Here is a 20,475-nt window from a genome sequence, read left to right as displayed (position 1 = left end):
TGGGAGGATTTTATGAGATATTTAAATAAAAAGAATTTAAGTACCCTAGTGTGGGATTTAGGAGTTCTAACAGTGGGATTTTTATGCCTATATTTTTATAGTAGGTATAATATCAATTCTTATTATAAAAGCCCATTAATTTATCCATTACTTATGACTGGTGCTATAGCCGTTACAATTGGGATAGTATATTTATTTCCTATTAGGGGTGATGAAAGAAGAACTATATATGTGAACAAAAGGGCTCTGATTCTATTTGGTATTTTAGAATTTATTTTTCTGATTTGCGTTGTCATAATGACTAACATATTTAGAATTAACAATTACTCTGGAAATGAAGTTAATATTTTGCATTTTTTCATTGCAGCATTAGTGTTGACCTTATCAATTTTCATTTGCTACTTCTTTAAAATAAGAATTAGTGATTATAATTGGAACTTAACACTTAAATCCATTATATTTGTTATTATTTTATATGTAACCTTTAAAATAGTAACTAACATTGTAGGAATTACAAATAGAACTATTCATTTTGAAAATATGGCTAATGGAAAGTTTGTTATAGGTTTTATTATAAATACAATTGTTAATTCATGTTACCCAGGTTTTTATGAGGAAATTCTTTATAGAGGTTTCTTAATATCTGGGCTAAAGGGGTTACGATTAACTGATGAAAAGTGTAATGTTATACAAGCTATAATATTTGGGATAAGTCATGTAGTGAGCCCTATAATAAGCTCTGGCACAGTAACTTGGACTTTTTTAATAGCTACAGCTGCACAGGCTATGGTAGGGTATATGTTTGGAAAATTGTATTTTAAGACTAAATCATTATCTCCGTGTATACTCCTACATGGTTTCTTTGATGTAGCCATGGCATTATAAAATTATAATCTAAAGCTTAAAGCTATAAGTTAGTGAAAAACATAAGTTAAAAAGTATAGTTAGCTACTAAGAAAAATAACACTAGTACAAATTGTGCTAAGGAAGTTTTTTTAGTGGCTTTTTTATTATAGGAAATTTAACTTATCTTAATTTATAGAGGTTTAAATAAAATCTTGTAGATAGTAGGTTCTAAAATATAAGTGAAGAATTATAAGTAATTGTAGTTTTTTAAAAGTTATGTGAAGACATGCAGTTTTTATTTTACTACTTATTTTGAAAATGTGATTCAAATCATATTTTATATTTCTAAAAAAATATAAAATAAAGTCATAGGAAAACACAAATACTAAAAAGCAAGAAACTATTAGTTGTAAAAATAAAAAATGAAAAAATTACAGTAAAAAATAGGAGGAATAATAATGGAAAGAATAATTAATATAAATCAAAAATTAGGTGAAGTAGTTTCAATTTTTCCAGGCTCCAGTGAAATCTTCAACGAGTTAAAAATAGATTATTGCTGTGGAGGTCATGACACTTTAGGAGCAGCATTAAAAGAAAAAGGCTTAAATTCAGATGTGATTGTGGAAAAGTTAAATGAGGAATATGACAAATTTATAAAATCCAATGCTGAGTATAGAGATTGGAGAAAAGAAAAGCCAACGGTGCTCATGAGACACATTGAGCAAACACATCATGATTTCACTAAAAAAGAGTTAAGAGAAATTGATGCTCTACTATTTAAAGTTTTAAAGGTTCACTTTAGCCACCATGCTGAAGAGTTATTAAAGGTTCATAGATTATTTGGTGCTCTTAAAACTGAGCTTGAAGAGCATTTAGTAAAAGAGGAAGAAAATTTATTCCCACTTATCAAAGCTTTTGAAAACACAAAAGATGAAAAGTATAAGGAAGGTATTGAAAAGTTCATAAAAGAAACAGAAGAAGAGCATGATGCGGCAGGGGATATCCTTAAGGAAATGGAGCAAATCACAAGAGACTTCAAAGCTCCAGAAGGAGCATGCACCACTTTCAAACTTGTATATGATAAGCTTCATAATTTAGAGAAAGATTTATTTATTCACATTTATTTAGAAAACAGTGTGTTATTTAAAATGATATAGGGTTTTAAATTAAAAAACTCCTTTATTTAATAAACATTAATATCCATACCTTAAAGTATAAGTGAGTGTGATAAAACTACTTAAAAAAGTAGTTTTATCACACCATTTTTTTGTGGAAAAATAAAGTTGCTGGACAGCTAACAATTAAGTAGGTTGCACAACAGTGCCTTTATATAAGCTCTACTTGAATTTAAAGTGTAGTGTTAAATACTGGTTAAACTTCCAAATTAGTGAACTATATCAGTTGATTACATTGTATAATTATATTGGAATATATTTAAGGGGGAAGAGAATATTATGAGAAAATTCAAGTACATTTCAAGTATATTAACTTTGGGGGTATGTCTTTCCTGCTCAACAAATATAGCTTTCGCTCAAGAGCTCAAAGTTAATGAAAAAGTAGACAAAACATTTATTTCTCAACAATTAGCAGAATTTGAAAGGCTAGATAAACAAATTAAAGAAAACAGGTCCAAAATGGTGTTGCCTGATAAAGCTTCAGACAATGGAACTAAAATACCAACACTAGCTTCAACTGGATCCTATCCTACAAGAAAAGGAGTTATTTTAGTAACTAAAGATGGAAAATTCGGTTCATTAGTTGGTCATGCAGGCATAGTTTATAATTCCTCTACTACTGTTGAATCATTCCCTGATGGAGGTGTCGCTACTTACTCTAACACATGGAATACTAGATATAATACAGTATATGGCGCGACAACATCTGGAACTGATTCAACCCAAGATGCATCTGCAGCAGATTATGCTTACGGATATAGAGGAACAGCTTATAACTGGAATTTCCTTGATATAGAAACTACAGCTCGTTTCTATTGCTCTCAATTAGTATATAAGGCTTATAAAACAAAGACTGGTCTAAATTTGAATCAAGGTGGTGGAATAGTATCTCCTATAGACTTAATTCAATCTAGCAATACTTATACCATATACACTCAAGGTATTTAACCAAAAGTCATATGTTACCATAGCCATGATAACATATGACTTTTTTAATGAGGTGAAATGAAATGAAAAAAATTAGAATATTAATAATTTTATTGTGCATATTTAGTCTACTTCTTTTTACGGGTTGTTCTAGTTTTAAAAATAGTGATGCCGAATACAAATATGGAGTAATATTCAGTGCAAGCAATAATTCTAAATCTACAGTATATACCTATGATAACACCGGTAAATATGTATCAAGTAAATCCATTGATGCTGGTGGAATTACAATGGCAAGTTTCATGAAATTTGGTGAAAGTACTGGTGATTATGTATATTATGCATGTCCTATATCTGAAAATAAGCCTAATAAATACCTACTTCAACTAAATACTAATAACCTGGAGTCTAAGAAAATTAAAAGTACAGATAATATTACACCTACTCATTTTAGTATAGATGATAAATTTGCTTACTCTGGAAGTTCTAGCATAACAACCACATATATATCAAAAACTGATTTGTATGAAAACTCAATTTTAAACTCTACTGAAATTGAGGGTCAAGGTATATTTATGTTGGAAGATACTAAAAACCTATATGTAATTGGAATTATACATAATACTAAAACATATGGGAAAATACATGTATTAGATAAAACTAATTTTAAAATATCCAGCACAGTAGATTTACCTAACTTAAGCTTTATAACTGATGCTAAGATAATTAATAATAATATGTATATATTATCAAATAGAGATGGAAATGATAATTTGACTAACCAAATCATAGAACTAAATTTAAATAATTTTTCTACTAAAATAGTAGAGCTACCTTTTAATAATTTATTTAACTTGCATTATTACGATAATTATATGTATGTAGTAGAGCATAGTTATCATAATGATAAAACAAATAATAGAATTGCAAAAATAAATTTAAACACAATGGAGGTAAATGTATTTAGTAGTAAAAATGATAATAAAACAAGCTATATAAATGAAAATAGGTTTATATCTTCAGATGGGGAAAAAATATATATTTATGATACTAAAAACTTTAGTTTAATAAACCAGTTTGATATAAAAAAAGCTAAAGATCAATTTTTTGTATCCTTCTATATAAAAGAATAATTTTACCTATAAATCAAGACCATACTCAAACCTTTAGAAGCTGCTAACAGTATATTGTTAGCAGTTTTGTTTATGTTGGGAATATTTTGAATATAATTACAAATATGATATAATCATAAATATATCAATTAAACAATTAAAGAAAGGTGTGCAATTTATGGATAAGCCTTTAGGTAAAATATTAGAAAAGAACTATCTCGGAAGTTTTATAAAAGCTAATAGACGTAAGAATGAGATTTCTTTAAAGGGGAAAGCTCTATCGGAGATATATGAAAATAAAAACAATAAAGAAGAGAGAAGGCTTCGCATTTTTAAAGGGATTAAATCCTTTGCTGCTACTACAATTATTTTAAGTTTTGTAGTGCTATTAACTGCCTGCAGTAAAAAAGAGAATCCTCAGGATGCTTTTGAGGCCTATAAAGCAAGTTGGCAGAATAAGGATTTTAAAGCTATGTATACCATGGTTTCACAAAGTTCAAAAGCTGCAATTACTGAAGAGGATTTTATAAAGCGATATACTAATATCTATGAAGGAATAGAAGCTAAGGACATTAACATTACTGCAACGAAGATGGAAGATTTAAAGCAAACTAAAGAAGAAAATGTAAAGATTCCTTTTTCTATTAAAATGAACACTTTAGCAGGGACGGTGGAAATACCAGGATATGAAGTAACACTTGCAAAGGAAAAAGTAGAAAAGAAAAATACTTGGAAGGTAGTATGGAACGAAAGACTTATATTTCCTTATATGGAGCCAGGAGACAAGGTAAGAGCTGAAGTTTTTCATCCTAATAGAGGGGAAATTTATGATAGAAGTGGAACTGGACTTGCTGTAAATTCAAAGATTAATTCAGTAGGGATTCATCCAAGACTTTTCGAGGAAGATAAAGAAAATAAAATTATTCAAATGGCTAAGCTGCTGGATATAAAACCTGAAGTAATTGAAGGTAAATTAAAGGGAAATACTAATCCAGACTACTTTGTGCCAATAGTAAAGGTAGCTTCAAAAGAAAAGGAAAAGGTAGATTACCTTTTACAAATTAATGGAGTGAAAGTTAATGAAGAAATGGGAAGAGTTTACCCTGGTGAGGAAGCCTGTGGAGCATTGATTGGATATGTTGGAGCCATAACTGCAGAGGAATTAGAAAAAGTAAAGGATCAAGGCTATAATGAGTATAGTCTAATTGGCAAAAAAGGATTAGAGCAAGTATATGAAAAACGACTTAAGGGAGAAGCAGGAGGTCGAATTTATATAGAGAGAGGAACCTCAGAAAAGAAAGAAGTTATTGAAGTAGGAAAAAAAGAGCCTCAGGATGGAGAAAATATTAAGGTGTCTATAGACCTACAATTACAAAAGAAGATTTATGAAGAAATGAACAAAGAATCAGGAGCAGCTGTTGCAACTCACCCTAAAACAGGAGAAGTTCTTGCTATGGTGAGTTCACCTTCCTATGATTCTAATGTATTTTCAACTTATACAACTGATACTCAGAAGACAGCTTGGGAAGCAACTCCTATAGATGAATTTGATAACAAATTTAATAATTCTTACTCTCCAGGATCTACCTTTAAGTTAATAACTGGGGCCATAGGTCTTAACAAGGGAGTTATAAAACCAGAAGAGGGAGTAAACATTCAGGGGAATCAGTGGCAGCCTAGTAACTCCTGGGGAAATTATAAAATCACCAGAGTTAAGGACCCAGGAAAACCAGTTAATTTAAGAGATGCTTTTAAGTATTCAGATAATATATATTTTGGAATGGCAGCATTAAATATAGGAAAAGAAGATTTTGCAAAGGGAGCAATGTCCTTTGGTATAGGTGAGGAGTTACCTTTTGAATATCCAATGGAAAATACACAAGTTGCTAATGAAAATAAGATTTCTAAGGATATACTTTTAGCAGATACAGGTTATGGTCAAGGAGAAGTTCTCATGACTCCACTACACTTAGCACTTGCTTATTCTTCTTTAGTAAATGAGGGCAACATTTTGTCACCTGCCTTGGATATTACCCAAGGACATACGGCTAAGGTTTGGAAAGCTAATGCAATTTCCAATGAAAACATAAGTCCCCTAGTTGAGGGAATAAAAGCTGTAGTAGCAGACCCTGAAGGAACAGCCCATGAGGGGACCATAGCTGGAGTTACAATAGGAGGTAAAACTGGTACTGCAGAGTTAAAAAAGAGTGCTGAAGATAAAGAAGGAAAAGAAAATGGATTGTTTGTGGCTTTAAATTTAGATGACCCTAAGATTGTTGTTTCTATGGTGATTGAAGATGTGAAGTCAAGAGGGGGAAGTCATTTAGTAGTTCCTAAGGTTAAGAACATATTAGAATACTACTTAAAAAGAAGTTAGTGGTGTCAAAAATACTAGTTTTGTAAAATAATTTATTTTATAAGTAGTTTTAATAGTTAGTTTAAGTGATGAAGACTTAGATTACATTATGTAGCTATAAAAGAAATAGGTAGTAAGACAATATTTAGAGAAGGGGAAAATACCCTTCTTTTTCTTTTATCTATATAGAATGTAATAAAGATACTGCATAAATACATGGAATTCTATTTTAAATTCTCTTTAATATAAGTTGCTTAAAATTATCTTATAATGTAGAAATAATTTTGCAACTTATATAAGTAAACAAGCTCAAAATTATATATATTCATGAAGTTAATTAAATTAACAAATTATTAGAAAAAATTACTTTTCAGCTATTGACTAAATAGATTAGGAGTAGTATTATAATAATATAAAGATTAGTTGCATACAATTTAATTTTATATATTAGAATTTATAAAAATTGAATTTCATACTAACAAAATGAATAAATTGATTTTTAAATGAATAAGATAAAATGCTGAGAATTTTAAGGAGGATTAACAATGAATATTTATGATTTTAAATTAAACAATATCTATGGAGAAGAGGTATCTCTAGAAGAGTATAAAGGAAAGGTAGTACTTATTGTAAATACAGCAAGTAAGTGCGGCTTTACTCCTCAATACGGTGATTTACAAAAACTTTATTTAGAATATAAAGATAAAGGTGTAGAAATATTAGGTTTCCCATGTAACCAATTTGCAGAGCAAGAACCAGGAAATAATAGTGAAGTTCAAAGTTTCTGCCAACTTAACTATGGGGTATCTTTCCCACTATTTGAGAAAGTTGATGTAAGAGGAAAAAATGCTCATCCACTGTTTAAATATTTAACTGAAAATACAACTTTTAAAGGCTTTGATTTATCTCATCCATCAGGCAAAATTCTTAACAGCTTCCTTCAAGAGAGCTTTCCAGATTACTTAATAGGAAACTCTATAAAATGGAACTTTACTAAATTTTTAATAGATCAGGAAGGCAAGATTGTGGAAAGATTTGAACCAACAACAGAACCAATGGATATAAAACCACATATTGAAGCATTATTATAATTATGAACTACGAACTATTAAAGTTAGATAATCAACTATGTTTTGCCTTATATGCTTGCTCAAAAGAGGTTACAAAGCGTTATAAGCCCTTCTTGGATGAATTAGGCTTAACTTACACTCAGTATATAACCTTATTAGTGTTGTGGGAAAAGGATGATGTCACTGTTAAAGAACTAGGAACAAAACTTCATCTTGATTCTGGAACCCTTACCCCACTGTTAAAAAAGCTAGAGGCTATGGAATTAGTTGTAAGAGTTAGGGATAAACAGGATGAACGTAATGTTTATGTAAGGTTAACAGAAGCTGGAGTTAAGATGAAAGATAAGGCAGTAGAAATACCCGCTAAATTATTTTGTTCTACAGGACTTTCAGCTGAAGAAGCAATACTTTTAAAGGATAAACTTAAGGAAATGTTAAATACATTGGAGAATATATAGGCTTCCAGGATGGAAATTTGTTCACTCTAAGAATAGGTTAGATATTTAGATTACAGTGAGCTTGCCTATGTCATTGGAGAAACCACTTATGGAAATAATGTTTTAAAAGTTAAAGTTGTTTCTCTATATAGAACCCTAAAATTAAGAGAATTATATAAAATATAGATTACGAAAGGTGGTAAAATTATGAAAAAAGTTGAGATTTACAGCAGTGATTCTTGTGGATATTGCCATGAAGCTAAGGCGTTTTTTAAGGAGCAGAATGTAGAATATATTGAACACAATATTTCTAAGGATATGGAAGCTAGAAAAGCTCTAATGAAAAAAGGCTATATGTCAGTACCAGTGATAATTATAAATGAAGAAGAATTTGTTGGTTTTGAAAAGGACAAAATTGCTTCTGCTCTTAATTTATAAGAATTATAAATTAGAGATAAAATTCTAAGGAAAGACCTATAGAGTTAAAAAGGTTCTTAAATTAGTGTTATTAATTTTAAAATCCCTAGGGAACTTTTCCCTAGGGATTTTTGTGTTTTAAATAACCTATTTAAGGTAGCAATTTAACAACATTTTGGGAACTTTAAGTCTGCTAAGGTTTATAAGTAGCAGTTGAGCAGTTTATGGGAATTCCTTTGGTAGCAGTGTAAATCTGCCTTCAAAGCTGTTAAATCTAAGTAAATTGCTACTACTTTAGTAAAATCACTTAGATTATGCTGTTTTTAAAATAGAACTGATAAACTTTTTCACAATAATTGTTAAAACAAGATTTCCTGGAAGCCATGATTTATTTCTACACAGGTAGTATTAGGAAGTTTAAATTTCTCTGCAAAGGTTTTAGTTACCGAAAAATCATCCCCAAAATGCATTGGAATAAATAACTTAGGGTGAAGCGCCTTTAAAAAGTATTCTCCACCAATGTAATAAAACTCTTCAAGTCTTGAATCAACAGGGAAAAAGGCTATATCAATGTTACTTACTTGTGATTTCAAGATTTCTATATTTTCTTTAAAGGATTTTTCAGCTAAGGTTCTCTCCTCTAAGGAATCTTCCTTCCAGTGCCACCAATTAAGGTCACCTGCATGGAAAATAGTTAAGCCATCTACTTTAACAAGAAAGGAAATTCCTAGATCTGTTGATCCATAAGCTTTAACATAAATGTCCTTAATAAGCTTTTCTTCACTTTCAGAAATTATAGTGTAATTTGGTTTCAAGTTACTTATTTCAATATCACTACTTAAGATATATTCAGTGTTATCATTATACTGTTCCCAGTTTAAAATCTGGGGGTTAAAATGATCTCCATGACTGTGAGAGGAGAAAACAAACACCTTCTTTTTAGACCTAAGGTTTTCAGGGGTTAAAATATCCTCAGTTTTTAAACCCTCATCAAGGCTTGGGTGTTTATAGTAATCAAAGATTAAAAAACTATTTTGGGTTTCAAGGGCAAATCCACTATGATAAATATAATGAATTTTAGCTTTAATATTACTCATTTTTTTACCTCCTTAACTTAGAAATTTACAGGCTTTAGGTTTAGTAGGGTGAAAACTAGCTTATTTCATATTTTCATGGAACCTTGATTTGGTGAAGAACCTTTATTAATTTTTCCTTGTTATATTTTACTATTAATTCTTGTATAGTGTATACTATACATAGAAATTTATTTAGAAGGGCGGAAATTGGAATGAAATTTACCTTTAATCATTTTAACTTTAATGTTTTAGACCTTGAAAAAAGTATGAAATTCTATGAAGAAGCACTAGGCTTTGTGGAAGCAAGAAGATATAATGCACCAGATGACAGTTTTACTCTTGTTTATATGGGAGATAAAACTACAGGTTTTACTCTAGAGTTAACTTGGCTTAAAGATAGAAAAGAACCATACAACCTAGGGGAAGCTGAATTCCATTTAGCTGTAGTTACAGAAGACTTTGATGAAGCTTATGAAAAACATAAAGAAATGGGTTGCATTTGCTTTGAAAATAAGGTTATGGGAATATATTTCATAATGGACCCAGACGGTTATTGGATTGAAATACTTCCAGAAAAACACGAGCTATAATACTCATTAAAAAACGAATAATTTCACTTTGTTCAAAGTGCTTAGAAGTATAACTCCTCTTAAAAAAATAGTGAGAAGTTATACTTCTAAGATATGAGTGAAGTGAAAACAATAAATTATAAGGAGCTAGTTGCATAGTTATAAGCTATGTATTAGCTCCTTTTGCTTTATTTATTGAGGTAAAAACATGATTCCGTAAAAGTTCTATGTTAGGATTATAGAGTTTAATCTTCCTTATAGCCTATCTTCATGCTCCATCACAGCAGCATGCCTGTGTTCATTTGCATTCCACTGAGTATATCCTGTAATAAAACCTATAATAGGACCAACAGTAATTCCGATAGCAGCATTTTTTATAAAGTTAAACCAAGAATAATAGTGAAAATTAAAGTTATACTTCAACATAGGAAGTATTAAGGTAATAAATAATAAAAAGTATAAAGTATCTATTAGAACTCCAAATAAGAGGACATATTTTACCTTTCCAAGTTGCCTATACTTATTCCATTTTTCTAAGAAATTTTCAGATTGACTCATTAAAATTTCCACATCCTTTTTTATTAGATCATAGATGAAATATAATATATGATAATTGTAATATACTGGAATAGTATTAAGCAATAGCTTTTAATAAATAGGTATAATTATCCTAGATAAGTAAATCATAACATGAGAGTTGGAAGTTTGTTAAAATACAGTTGAGAACTCGATAATTATCATAGGAGGGATGAATGTGAATGAGGGGCTAGTAGTACTAGTAAGAGGAATTATAGGATTCTTTACGTTATTAATTTTTGCAAGAGTCCTTGGAAAGCAACAAATTAGTCAATTGGATTTCTTCGATTATATATTAGGCATAACAATTGGTTCTATTGCTGCCACTTTAACTACAGACCTATCCAGCAGAGCGTGGCCTCATTGGGTTGGATTAATTACCTGGGCAGCCCTTGGATATCTTATGGAGGTAATCACAAATAAGTGGATTTACATAGGGAAATATATAGATGGTGAACCAACAATTGTTATTATGAATGGCAAGATAATGGAAGGTGCATTAAGTAAAATGAAGTTCAGAGCAGCTGATTTGCTACAAATGTTAAGAAACAAAGATGTTTTTGATTTGAATCAAGTTGAGTATGCAATTATTGAGCCTAATGGGCAATTGTCAGTACTTAAAAAGTCAGAATATCAACCTGTGACTCCAAAGGATATGAAAAAAAAGGTTCAGCAAGCAGCTATAAGCACGGAGTTAATATATAATGGAGTAGTTTTTCATGAAAACTTAAAAGAATTAGGAAAAGATGAAAGATGGTTAATGAAAGAACTTAAAAAATATAATGTAAAGAAGCCCTCAGAAGTTTTTCTTGCTACACTAGATGATAATGGAGTTTTTTATATTGATAAATATAAAGATGAACTAAAAAACATTAAGGATATCGGAGATTACAAAGGACCTTATTAAGGAGGGAAATATGAGAAAGTTTTTAGTTGTGAGCATACCAATTGTAACTATAGTACTTTTCGTAGTGGTTATGCTTAGTGGAAATTATTTAAAAACCACAAGGGTTCATAATAAAAACTTCATGGAACTTGTAACTATTGTAGAGGAGGATATTAATAATGATAGATGGGAAGAAGCTAAACTCCATAGTGAGGAGCTTCAAGAAACTTGGAATAAACTAATAAATAGGACTCAGTTTAGCTCTGAAAGAGATGAAATAAATGAACTAAATGTAAGTTTGGCAAGATTGAAGGGAGCTATTAAATCCAACAATAAGGCTTTAGCAATAGACGGACTCTATGAAGCCTATGAACATTGGGATCAATTGGGAAATTAGGTTAAGCAAATAGATTTAATGGTTAATAATCTTAAAAAGTTAATTCATAAATATAAACTTAAACCACTGAAAAGTAAGGCTTTTCAGTGGTTTTTAAGATTGTTAATTCTAGGTAGAGCTTATATTTTATCTTGATGTTTTGTAATAGATGAATACCTGCCTTCTAGGAGACATTTTATGGTATAATAGATTATAATTGTTAGTAAAGTTTTTAGCCCATTAAAAGTGATTGGAGTTACATAAATGAAACAGAAAAAATGGTTAATATTTTTATTAATAATACTTTTTATTATATTTTTATATTGTGAGAATAATCTAGTTTCTATAAACAAAATTAATATCGCATCAAAAAAGTTACCAAAAAGCTTTCAAGGGTATAAAATTGTTCACTTATCCGATTTTCATAATAAAAGTTTTTTTAATTTTGGTCATAAGGTAGCAGAAAAAGTTAAGGGTTTAAGTCCAGATATAATTGTGTTTACAGGAGATTTAATAGATAGCAGAAGATATAATGAGGAAATAAGCTTAGAGTTTATGAAGGAACTAGTTAAAATTGCACCAGTATATTATGTTAATGGGAACCATGAGATAAGATCAAGGAAATTCTCAGCCTTGGAAAAGGGATTAAAAGAAATAGGGGTTAAAGTCCTTAGAAATAAAAATGAGAATCTTGTTAAAAATGGAGAGGAAATTTATATTCTTGGTATAGATGACCCCCTTCAACAACCATTGGAAGAAACAGTGAAAGCAACAATTAAAAATCTTGAGGAAAGTAAGTTTAAAATTCTATTAGCTCATAAACCTGAATATATATCAGAATATAGCAGCTATAAATTAGATCTTGTGTTCTCAGGCCACGCTCATGGTGGACAGGTGAGACTTCCTTTCATTGGAGGATTAATAGCTCCAGGTCAAGGAATGTTTCCTAAGTATACTAATGGAAAATATGTATTAGATGATACTACAATGATAGTAAGTAGGGGACTTGGAAATAGTCTATTCCCTCAAAGATTATTCAATAAACCAGAAATTGTAGAAGTAACTTTATTAACTGAGTAGCTAAAAATTTCATATATAAAATTAAAGCAATTTTAAATGGGGGTTTAATATGGGGAAGAAAAAAGAAATAGTTAAGAATGGCATAAGCTTTGGTACATGTCTTGCCATGGTAATATCCTTTACTACTTGGAAATCTATATTTTGGGCAATTGTCCATGGGATTTTCGGGTGGTTATATGTAATATACTATATTATAAGATATTAAATAAAAAGCAAAAGTACTATTGGTGTAACAGTAGTGCTTTTGCTTTTTTTATGATTATCACACAAATGTCAACATAAGAACTTATTTTATATAGGAAACCAAAGTTGCCACTTACTTATCCATTACTCTTACCTTAGTTATCTTAAAACTTTATGGTAATGATTAAGCTAAATTTTCATCATGGAAGCCTACCTTAATCACCAAAGGATCTTTTTGATTTTTTAATATAAAGTACTGCAATTATAGCAAAACCAAAGAATGTTAATTCTGCCAGCCAAACATTTGTGAAAAAACCAGTTTGATAAAGTGCAGCAGGAACATCCATAAGTGCATGAAGTAGTATAGCAAGGAGTAGGTAGAGATTCTTTTTATGCCTAACTCCGTAAAGGACTACCATGGTAAGACCAATTTGCATTGCAAAAGCAAAAATTCTTTCTATACCTATAGCTAAAAACATGGAAGAAGGGCCAGTTAAAACACCTTTTAGCTGTGCTAGAGATTCTGAAGGTACGGCAGCACCGAGAGTTTGTTCAAAGGTTCCTGCATTTATAAGGCTAGATATTACTAAATAATTAATGGTAGATAAAACTCCCACAAGAATAGCTTCAATCCCACCTTGGCCAATTCCAAAAGCAATTCCATCCTTCCACTGATGCTTATTTTTCAACAAGGTTTTAAAGGCAATAAATCTTCCACACTCCTCAAAAATACCAGCAGCCAAGGCTCCATAAATAGCAAAAGCTAAAGGATTAGTAAAAACTTTATTATTAATTACAATAGAGTGAAGTATTTTCTCTAGTACCTGAGAAAATAAAATAAAAGTTCCAGCTCCTATAAGTACGGGTTTAATAGTAATTTTTTCTTTTTTGTAAAAATAGATAAAACTTATAATCACAACAGCTAAAGTTGCAATTAAAGAAATTACCATGTTAGCTATAGACATAGTACTAACCATAAAAAGACCCCCTTATTTATTTAATAATTATATATATGTGGTACTGTAAGATTTATATGCAAAGATATTAAAGTACTATACTTAAGGCGTATTTAATGTAAAATCATAAGGATTAGTATGTTCTAGAGTTGCTTAAATTAAAAGAAACTTACATAGGAAAAATATTACAAATAATAATTTAATTATATTAATGATAAGTTTTTTTTACAAGTAAATTATTATTTTAGGAATTTAGATATATTATAAATTATGTTAGATAGTAGTATAATGGAAGTAATAAATTACTTAGGATAAATGAAAGAAGGGAATAAAATGATGGAAGATTCACTAATGAAGGACAGTTCATTACTAAATAAAAAGCCCATATTTTGGTTTGCTTTTCGTGGCAACGACTTATTAGTAAAAATAGAAAATGATAAAGCTATTATCCCTCAAGTTGAGGATTTACAGGAATTAAACTTAACTCCAGTAAGAGTACAAGATTTAGGAGAAAGATATGATAACCAGTATTACTCAGCAGAACTATCAAACGAAGCAGTGGTTCCTGAAGGTATGGAGTTTAGAGGGCTAAGGCAGCTATTTAATTTAGTAGATGAGGAATTTTTCATGTTTATTGGTCGTGCAATTCAAATTATGGCTTGGGATAAAACACATCAGTTTTGTGGACAATGTGGCGGGGAAACCTATAAGCTTCCTAATGAATTTGGAAAAGCTTGCCCTAAGTGTAAACTTATTAATTACCCAAGACTATCACCTGCTGTAATTATGGCTGTGACTAAGGGGGATAAACTTCTTCTCGCTAGAAATGCAAAATCTAATTTCCCATTTTACAGTGTCCTTGCAGGTTTTGTTGAGCCAGGAGAAACTTTAGAGCAATGTGTTGCTAGAGAAGTTATGGAGGAAGTTGGTATTAAGGTTAAAAATATAAAATATTTTGGAAGCCAACCTTGGCCTTTCCCAAACTCTTTAATGGTGGGCTTTACTGCAGAATATGATAGCGGTGAAATAAATATAGATAAAAATGAAATTGCTGAAGCTTATTGGTTTTCAGCTGACAGTATGCCTCAAGTACCTAATTCTATTAGTATTGCTAGATCCTTAATTGATTGGTATGTGGATTTAAATAAAAAATAAATTAATAATAAATCAAGGAGAAGTAACATGTTTATAGAAAGAGCAATTAAAGCAATGAAGGAAGTATTTAAAGAAAATACTTGGTGGATTGAACACACTTTAAATGTACTTAAATATGCAGAGGAAATCATGGAAGGTGAACAGGTTCCACAGGAAGAAAGAGAGCACATAGCAATGATTGCTATACTTCATGATATTGGAGCAATTGATGCAGTCAAAATCCATGGCTCTGATGCGGCACCTAATCAGGAAAAAGAAGGAGCTAGAGTTTCAAGAGAAATCCTAGAGAAAATAGGATATCCAAAAGAAAAAATAGATAGAATTTCTTATGTGGTTGGAAGCCATCACACCTTTTCCAAAATAGATGGTGTTGATTTTCAAATTCAGTGGGAAGCAGATCTTTTAGTGAATTTAGAAACAAGACCTGTAAGAAGTGATAAAGAAAAGCTAAAAGCAGCAATTGAGGACAATTTTAAAACAGATACAGGAAAGAGAATTGCTTGTAAAATGTACCTATAGACCAGTAAATTTAACTTCATTTTTGTGATATAATAAGGTTAAATTTTAAAAGGAAGGGAAGAAGAAAATGATTTACGTATGCGAAAGATGTTCTAATGTAAATATAGAGGAACTTAAAAAGGCTATTCCAGCAAGTGAATTAAAAACTACATGCATAGCTGAATGCTGGAGATATAAAGATAAAGCTTATGGCTTCTTCGGGGATGATTTTGTTGTAAAAGATACACAAGAAGAATTCATAGAGGCTGCAAAGGCTTACTTAGAAAAGTAAGTGGCAATAGGATAGGAAGCTGTTAAATCAAGAAACACTTAATAATTAAATCAGATAATAGTTAATTAGTATATTAATATATTAGTAAAAAGACCTTAAGCCTCTGGCTTAAGGTCTTTTTAGGTGGAAAAACAAAGGAAATCAGTGAGAAATAGGAATCATAAAGGGCTATAAATACAAGAAGAAGTCTTTACAAAGATATAAGAATAAATCTTTATAAAAATACATAAAGAAATCTTTTAAAAAAGATAGGAACAAATATTAATAAAAATATAAGAATAAATATTTATAAGAATATAAGCATAAATCTTAAAAAAAATATATAAAGATAAGAAGATATAGTGTTTATGAGGGTTTCAGGGCTTTGCATGTTTTTTACCATAGAATTTGGGGAGCACTTTTCTAAAATAAGTAACTTCTAAGAATCACCATAATGATCTCTACACTCAAGCTACTCTAACACCATTCCATAGACCACCATCAGAAGGGCTTTCACCATATCCCCAGGTTCCTTTGAAAGAAGTATTGTCCCTAGAGAAAATAAATATAAAAGTGCCAATGGTATTATAGATTCCATCCTTGTCAATATCTTGGTACCAGTTTCCTGTCATTGTATCTCCGTAAATAACACCTAGTATTTTTCCATTATTAAATTCAAACTCTCCACTGACGTTGAAGCCTGTTTGCCTTAGATACATTGTATTAAAGTTTGTATTCCAGGTTCCTGTGGTATCTATTGTTATTTCTTCAATGGCCAAGGAGCTTAAAGAACCTACTTTTTTTCCTGTCCAAGGGCCTTCATTATTTATACTGTCCTTAACACCTCGACTTCCAGTAAAGGTATTGGGAGTATTGAAGGTAAGTCTAAATCTTCCAGTAGTATCAAAAGTGCCAATTTTAAACCTACTTTCAAACCAATTGCCAGTTAAAATATTACCCTCTAAAACCCCTTCCATCCGTCCATTATTTTTATCATATTTTCCTACAACTGTATTATCTCTTTGTTCAAGATACATTCTGCTATAATTACTATCCCAAACTCCTGTTATATCAAAGGACTCCTCCTGAAACTTCCTTCCATACCAAATTCCTGCACCGGTTGAATCTTTACCATAACCCCAATTACCTTCAAAGCGAGTTCCATTATCAAAGAAAGCAAAGCGAAAGTTACCTACATTATCTAGTTCAGCCCAACCCCCTTCTAGAATATTGCCATTTAATACTCCTATTACTTTTCCATCATTGAATTCATAAGTACCAGTAACCAAATTACCCTCTTGGAATAAGTACATTTTAACTGGAGCTCCTTTCCAACCAGTAATCCATGTACCACTAACATCTATCCGTTTACAAGCTAAATTACAATTGTATTTTTCCCTGTAGTTTATATCAGTATTTGAAGATGTTGAAAAACTAGGACATTTAGATAAATTATTCTTATTGCTTGTTAACAACAATGAAAACCTCCCAAAACATACTGTACTTATATACTATGCTTATGAATGCTTCAAAGAAACTGTTATGTAGTATAAATCTACAAAGTTTTTTGGACTTAAATTTATAGTTTTATAAGATACTTATGAAAAATAATAAATTTTTATCTGGGATTTCAGCTTATGAAGCAAAAGAAAACGGCTAATCTATAATTATTTCACATGTGAAATAATATATTTAATATTGGAAAGTAAATGGATATATCTACTTATACAGAAGTATATCTTTGATCACTTACAGAAGACTTAGCAACATAAAACTTACTCTACAATACTAAGACAATTTCGTTTAGAAATTCTTATAAATGTCAAGGATAGTTAATAAAAGTAAAGGAAATTTCATTTTGAAGGGGGTTTGTAATTGGGTGGTGTTATGAATAAAAAGCTGATATTGCTTATAATTGCTATGATGGTTACAGCTACTATGTCTGGCTATAAAACAAGTTCCTTAAGGGATAATCTGTATTATAAGAATAAAATAAAGACTGCTCAGGCTGCTAAGTTATTAAAGAATAGGAAGCTTGAAAGTTCTTATATTGTCATATTAGATTCAGGCATTGATTATAAGTATAAAAGGCAGAATGAAGGAAAATATGTGTATGGTACTAGGTGTGTACCAGCTTGGGGAGAATATCATAAAGATCCTTGGACTAGCTATCAGGTAGGAATTAATCATGGTACAGAAGTTCAGTTTGTTTGTGATGAGATAATTTATGATTTGGGAATTAATAATAATGGAAGATATAGCTTGTCTCAACCTATAATGACCATACAATACAAAATATCTGAGGCTAGCGGAGAATCAGATGTAACAAGGCTAACTTATGCCATTAATGATATAATTGACCATTATGTTTTAGAAGAAAAATTAAACATAGCAGCAATTAATTTTAGCAGTGTTATAGCTTTTAAACATGAAGATAATGAAGAAGTAAAAAAGCTTAAAAGAGAACTGGAGGCAGCTATTAATAGAGCAGCTTCTTATGGCATAACCTTTGTAACTGTAGCAGGCAATGATAATAAGGAAATTACTAACTATAGCGCTAAGCTAAAAAATGTTGTAGCAGTGGGTTCAACAGGTATTAATAATAATAGAGCACTTTGGGGAGAAAAGGGTGGTTCAGCCTTTGGCAGGGAACTAGACCTGGTTGCTCCAGGAGATAAACTTTTAGTTTTTAGTAGGGACAATGAAAGGGTTATAGATAGCGGCACATCCTACTCAGCGCCTATGGTTTCAGCTGCTGTAGGTTTAATGAAGGGAATTAATCCTAAACTTCAGCCAGAAGAAATAGAAGAAATCCTTAAAAGTACATCCACAGATTTAGGTGAAAAAGGTAGAGATGACTATTTTGGTTACGGACTATTAAATATAGAAAGAGTTATTCAGACATTAATAAAGAGAGAAGGAAGTTTTTAAAGAGCGTGCTTTTAATAGATTAAAAATAAGATGCACAGGAGAAACATACTCCAGTGCATCTATAATATACTTTATTTAAATATGATTAATGCAAATTAGGTATTGATTTAATATATACTAAAAGGAGTAAATGTAAACATATTAATCCAAATTATTAACTGCTTCTTCTATGTTAGTTAAAGCTTTCTCTAAAATTTCTCTAGAACAAGCCACATTCATTCTTTGAAAACCTTCACCACCACACCCAAATTCAAGGCCATTATTTAACCCAACCCCAGCCTTACTAATCATAAAGTTCTTAAGTTCTTCGCCATTAAGATTCAAATCTCTGCAATCTAGCCACGCAAGATAGGTTCCTTCAGGAGGAATCAATTTGATTCTTGGAATGCGAGTTTTAAGAAAGTTATCTAAAAACTTCATATTGCCTTCTAGGTATAGGAGCAGCTGTTCAAGCCAATCTTCACCATAGGTATAGGCAGCCTCAAGGGCTGTTACTCCAAAAGTATTACACATAGATATTCCGAGATTATTAAGCACTGCATTGTATTTATTTAATAGCTCCTGATTTGGAATTATTATAGTAGCGGTAGCAAGACCAGCTATATTAAAGGTTTTACTAGGAGCTATACAAGTAACTGTTTTAAGAGCTAGTTCTTCTGAAATTGATGCAATAGAAATGTGCTTGTAAAAAGGGTAAATTAAGTCTGAATGTATTTCATCAGAAATAATAGTGACATCATATTTTACGCACAAATCTCCTAAAAGCTTAAGTTCCTCTAGAGACCATACTCTACCAACTGGGTTATGAGGATTGCATAAAATCATAAGTTTAATTCCAGTTTTAAATTTGTCTTCAAGATCGTTAAAGTCCATGTAATACTTCTCATGAACTAATTTTAGAGGGCTATTTACTAATATTCTCCCATGATTTTCAATGGAAGAAAAGAAAGGATAATAAACTGGACATTGAACCAAAATTCTATCACCAGGATTTGAGTATGCAAGCACACATATATTTATTGCAGGCACAATACCAGGACTATGTGAAATCCAAGACTTTTTTATCTCCCAACCATGCCTTTTTTTCATCCAGTTAATTATTGAATTATAATAGGATTCTGGTTTACCAGTGTATCCAAAAATGCCATGCATTGCCCTTTCTTCAATGGCTTTTGTTATAGGTTCAGCGCACTTAAAATCCATATCTGCCACCCAAAGGGGAATTATATCTTCCTTATTAAATGTAGCGTTAACATAATCCCACTTTAAAGAGTTAGTACCCCTTCTGTTTATAATAGAATCAAAATTATACTTCATTATAGACTCCTTTCTAAATATAAATTTCTAGTATATCAACATAAAATTTCAATGTACAAGTTGGAAAAGTACTAAAATTAATTTGTAATTACGTAAAGGTATGCTTTTCCTAATTAAGAACTATCTTATTTATTTATCATTAGAGTCTTAAAGACAAGCAAGGTAGAATCTTAAATAAGCTTAGCTTTAATTTTAAGTCCATACATAATTATTATACCAAAATTTTACTAATGGTTACTAATGAAAGAAAAAAATAAGGTT

General features: G+C 30.6%; 22 protein-coding genes. 17 read left to right on the top strand and 5 right to left on the bottom strand.

Going from position 1 to position 20,475, the window contains the following annotated elements:
- Positions 1–12: 12 nt before the first annotated feature.
- From C661_RS0111300 to C661_RS0111265, 8 genes are all read left to right on the top strand, one after another.
- Positions 13–885, top strand: coding sequence for a CPBP family intramembrane glutamic endopeptidase (locus tag C661_RS0111300; protein ID WP_017415429.1), 873 nt, complete (start codon positions 13–15; stop codon positions 883–885).
- A 419-nt stretch (positions 886–1,304) separates the two neighbouring features.
- The gene (gene ric, locus C661_RS0111295; RefSeq protein ID WP_017415428.1) at positions 1,305–2,003 is read left to right on the top strand and encodes an iron-sulfur cluster repair di-iron protein; all 699 of its coding nucleotides are present in this window, start codon (positions 1,305–1,307) and stop codon (positions 2,001–2,003) included.
- A 297-nt stretch (positions 2,004–2,300) separates the two neighbouring features.
- Positions 2,301–2,969: a YiiX/YebB-like N1pC/P60 family cysteine hydrolase gene (locus C661_RS21785; RefSeq protein ID WP_017415427.1), complete on the top strand. Its 669-nt coding sequence runs from the start codon at positions 2,301–2,303 to the stop codon at positions 2,967–2,969.
- 62 nt (positions 2,970–3,031) lie between these two features.
- A complete protein-coding gene (locus tag C661_RS0111285; RefSeq protein WP_017415426.1) occupies positions 3,032–4,081 on the top strand; it encodes a hypothetical protein in 1,050 nt (349 codons plus the stop codon).
- 157 nt (positions 4,082–4,238) lie between these two features.
- Entirely contained in the window at positions 4,239–6,437 is a 2,199-nt protein-coding gene (locus C661_RS0111280; RefSeq protein WP_017415425.1) for a penicillin-binding transpeptidase domain-containing protein, read from the top strand.
- Positions 6,438–6,961: 524 nt separating this feature from the next.
- Positions 6,962–7,507, top strand: coding sequence for a glutathione peroxidase (locus C661_RS0111275; RefSeq protein ID WP_017415424.1), 546 nt, complete (start codon positions 6,962–6,964; stop codon positions 7,505–7,507).
- Between the two features lie 2 nt (positions 7,508–7,509).
- Positions 7,510–7,944: a MarR family winged helix-turn-helix transcriptional regulator gene (locus C661_RS0111270; RefSeq protein ID WP_017415423.1), complete on the top strand. Its 435-nt coding sequence runs from the start codon at positions 7,510–7,512 to the stop codon at positions 7,942–7,944.
- A gap of 186 nt (positions 7,945–8,130) precedes the next feature.
- Positions 8,131–8,361, top strand: coding sequence for a glutaredoxin domain-containing protein (locus C661_RS0111265; protein WP_017415422.1), 231 nt, complete (start codon positions 8,131–8,133; stop codon positions 8,359–8,361).
- A 338-nt stretch (positions 8,362–8,699) separates the two neighbouring features.
- Here C661_RS0111265 and C661_RS0111260 read toward each other — a convergent pair whose 3' ends face one another.
- Positions 8,700–9,437 carry an MBL fold metallo-hydrolase gene (locus tag C661_RS0111260; RefSeq protein ID WP_017415421.1) on the bottom strand — a complete coding sequence of 246 codons (738 nt, stop codon included), beginning with the start codon at positions 9,435–9,437 and terminating at the stop codon, positions 8,700–8,702.
- Positions 9,438–9,628: 191 nt separating this feature from the next.
- Here C661_RS0111260 and C661_RS0111255 point away from each other — a divergent pair, with 191 nt between their 5' ends.
- On the top strand, positions 9,629–10,006 hold the full coding sequence (locus tag C661_RS0111255; protein ID WP_017415420.1) for a VOC family protein: 378 nt from the start codon (positions 9,629–9,631) through the stop codon (positions 10,004–10,006).
- A 234-nt stretch (positions 10,007–10,240) separates the two neighbouring features.
- Here C661_RS0111255 and C661_RS0111250 read toward each other — a convergent pair whose 3' ends face one another.
- Positions 10,241–10,543, bottom strand: coding sequence for a hypothetical protein (locus C661_RS0111250; protein WP_017415419.1), 303 nt, complete (start codon positions 10,541–10,543; stop codon positions 10,241–10,243).
- 196 nt (positions 10,544–10,739) lie between these two features.
- On the opposite strand from C661_RS0111250, the gene C661_RS0111245 reads away from it, so the two are divergent.
- The 4 genes from C661_RS0111245 to C661_RS23960 all read left to right on the top strand — a co-directional run bounded on the left by C661_RS0111245 (position 10,740) and on the right by C661_RS23960 (position 13,108).
- Positions 10,740–11,468, top strand: a complete 729-nt coding sequence (locus C661_RS0111245; protein WP_017415418.1) for a DUF421 domain-containing protein — start codon at positions 10,740–10,742, stop codon at positions 11,466–11,468.
- 10 nt (positions 11,469–11,478) lie between these two features.
- Complete coding sequence (locus tag C661_RS0111240) at positions 11,479–11,844, top strand: DUF4363 family protein (protein ID WP_017415417.1); 366 nt, start codon at positions 11,479–11,481, stop codon at positions 11,842–11,844.
- A 243-nt stretch (positions 11,845–12,087) separates the two neighbouring features.
- Complete coding sequence (locus tag C661_RS0111235; protein ID WP_017415416.1) at positions 12,088–12,903, top strand: metallophosphoesterase; 816 nt, start codon at positions 12,088–12,090, stop codon at positions 12,901–12,903.
- 49 nt (positions 12,904–12,952) lie between these two features.
- The gene (locus C661_RS23960; RefSeq protein ID WP_017415415.1) at positions 12,953–13,108 is read left to right on the top strand and encodes a hypothetical protein; all 156 of its coding nucleotides are present in this window, start codon (positions 12,953–12,955) and stop codon (positions 13,106–13,108) included.
- A gap of 193 nt (positions 13,109–13,301) precedes the next feature.
- Here the strand turns inward: C661_RS23960 and C661_RS0111225 are convergent, their stop codons facing one another.
- Positions 13,302–14,063 (bottom strand): YhfC family intramembrane metalloprotease, encoded by a 762-nt coding sequence (locus C661_RS0111225; protein WP_017415414.1) that lies wholly within the window; start codon positions 14,061–14,063, stop codon positions 13,302–13,304.
- Between the two features lie 312 nt (positions 14,064–14,375).
- Here C661_RS0111225 and nudC point away from each other — a divergent pair, with 312 nt between their 5' ends.
- The 3 genes from nudC (at position 14,376) to C661_RS0111210 (ending at position 15,987) form a co-directional block, all read left to right on the top strand.
- On the top strand, positions 14,376–15,197 hold the full coding sequence (nudC, locus tag C661_RS0111220) for an NAD(+) diphosphatase (RefSeq protein ID WP_017415413.1): 822 nt from the start codon (positions 14,376–14,378) through the stop codon (positions 15,195–15,197).
- 27 nt (positions 15,198–15,224) lie between these two features.
- A complete protein-coding gene (locus C661_RS0111215) occupies positions 15,225–15,716 on the top strand; it encodes an HD domain-containing protein (RefSeq protein WP_017415412.1) in 492 nt (163 codons plus the stop codon).
- A gap of 67 nt (positions 15,717–15,783) precedes the next feature.
- Positions 15,784–15,987, top strand: coding sequence for a hypothetical protein (locus tag C661_RS0111210; RefSeq protein WP_017415411.1), 204 nt, complete (start codon positions 15,784–15,786; stop codon positions 15,985–15,987).
- A 446-nt stretch (positions 15,988–16,433) separates the two neighbouring features.
- Here the strand turns inward: C661_RS0111210 and C661_RS0111205 are convergent, their stop codons facing one another.
- Positions 16,434–17,444 carry a hypothetical protein gene (locus C661_RS0111205; RefSeq protein ID WP_157785687.1) on the bottom strand — a complete coding sequence of 337 codons (1,011 nt, stop codon included), beginning with the start codon at positions 17,442–17,444 and terminating at the stop codon, positions 16,434–16,436.
- Positions 17,445–17,841: 397 nt separating this feature from the next.
- On the opposite strand from C661_RS0111205, the gene C661_RS0111200 reads away from it, so the two are divergent.
- Positions 17,842–18,897 (top strand): S8 family peptidase, encoded by a 1,056-nt coding sequence (locus C661_RS0111200; protein WP_017415409.1) that lies wholly within the window; start codon positions 17,842–17,844, stop codon positions 18,895–18,897.
- 141 nt (positions 18,898–19,038) lie between these two features.
- On the opposite strand, the gene C661_RS0111195 is transcribed toward C661_RS0111200, so the two are convergent.
- Positions 19,039–20,214 (bottom strand): MalY/PatB family protein, encoded by a 1,176-nt coding sequence (locus C661_RS0111195; RefSeq protein WP_017415408.1) that lies wholly within the window; start codon positions 20,212–20,214, stop codon positions 19,039–19,041.
- Positions 20,215–20,475: the final 261 nt, after the last annotated feature.

Origin of the sequence: Clostridium tunisiense TJ, from assembly GCF_000300195.1 — a bacterium.
Taxonomy (GTDB): domain Bacteria; phylum Bacillota; class Clostridia; order Clostridiales; family Clostridiaceae; genus Clostridium_J; species Clostridium_J tunisiense.
The sequence above is the reverse complement of the archived record's forward strand: the minus strand, read 5'-3'. Positions and strand labels throughout refer to the sequence as shown.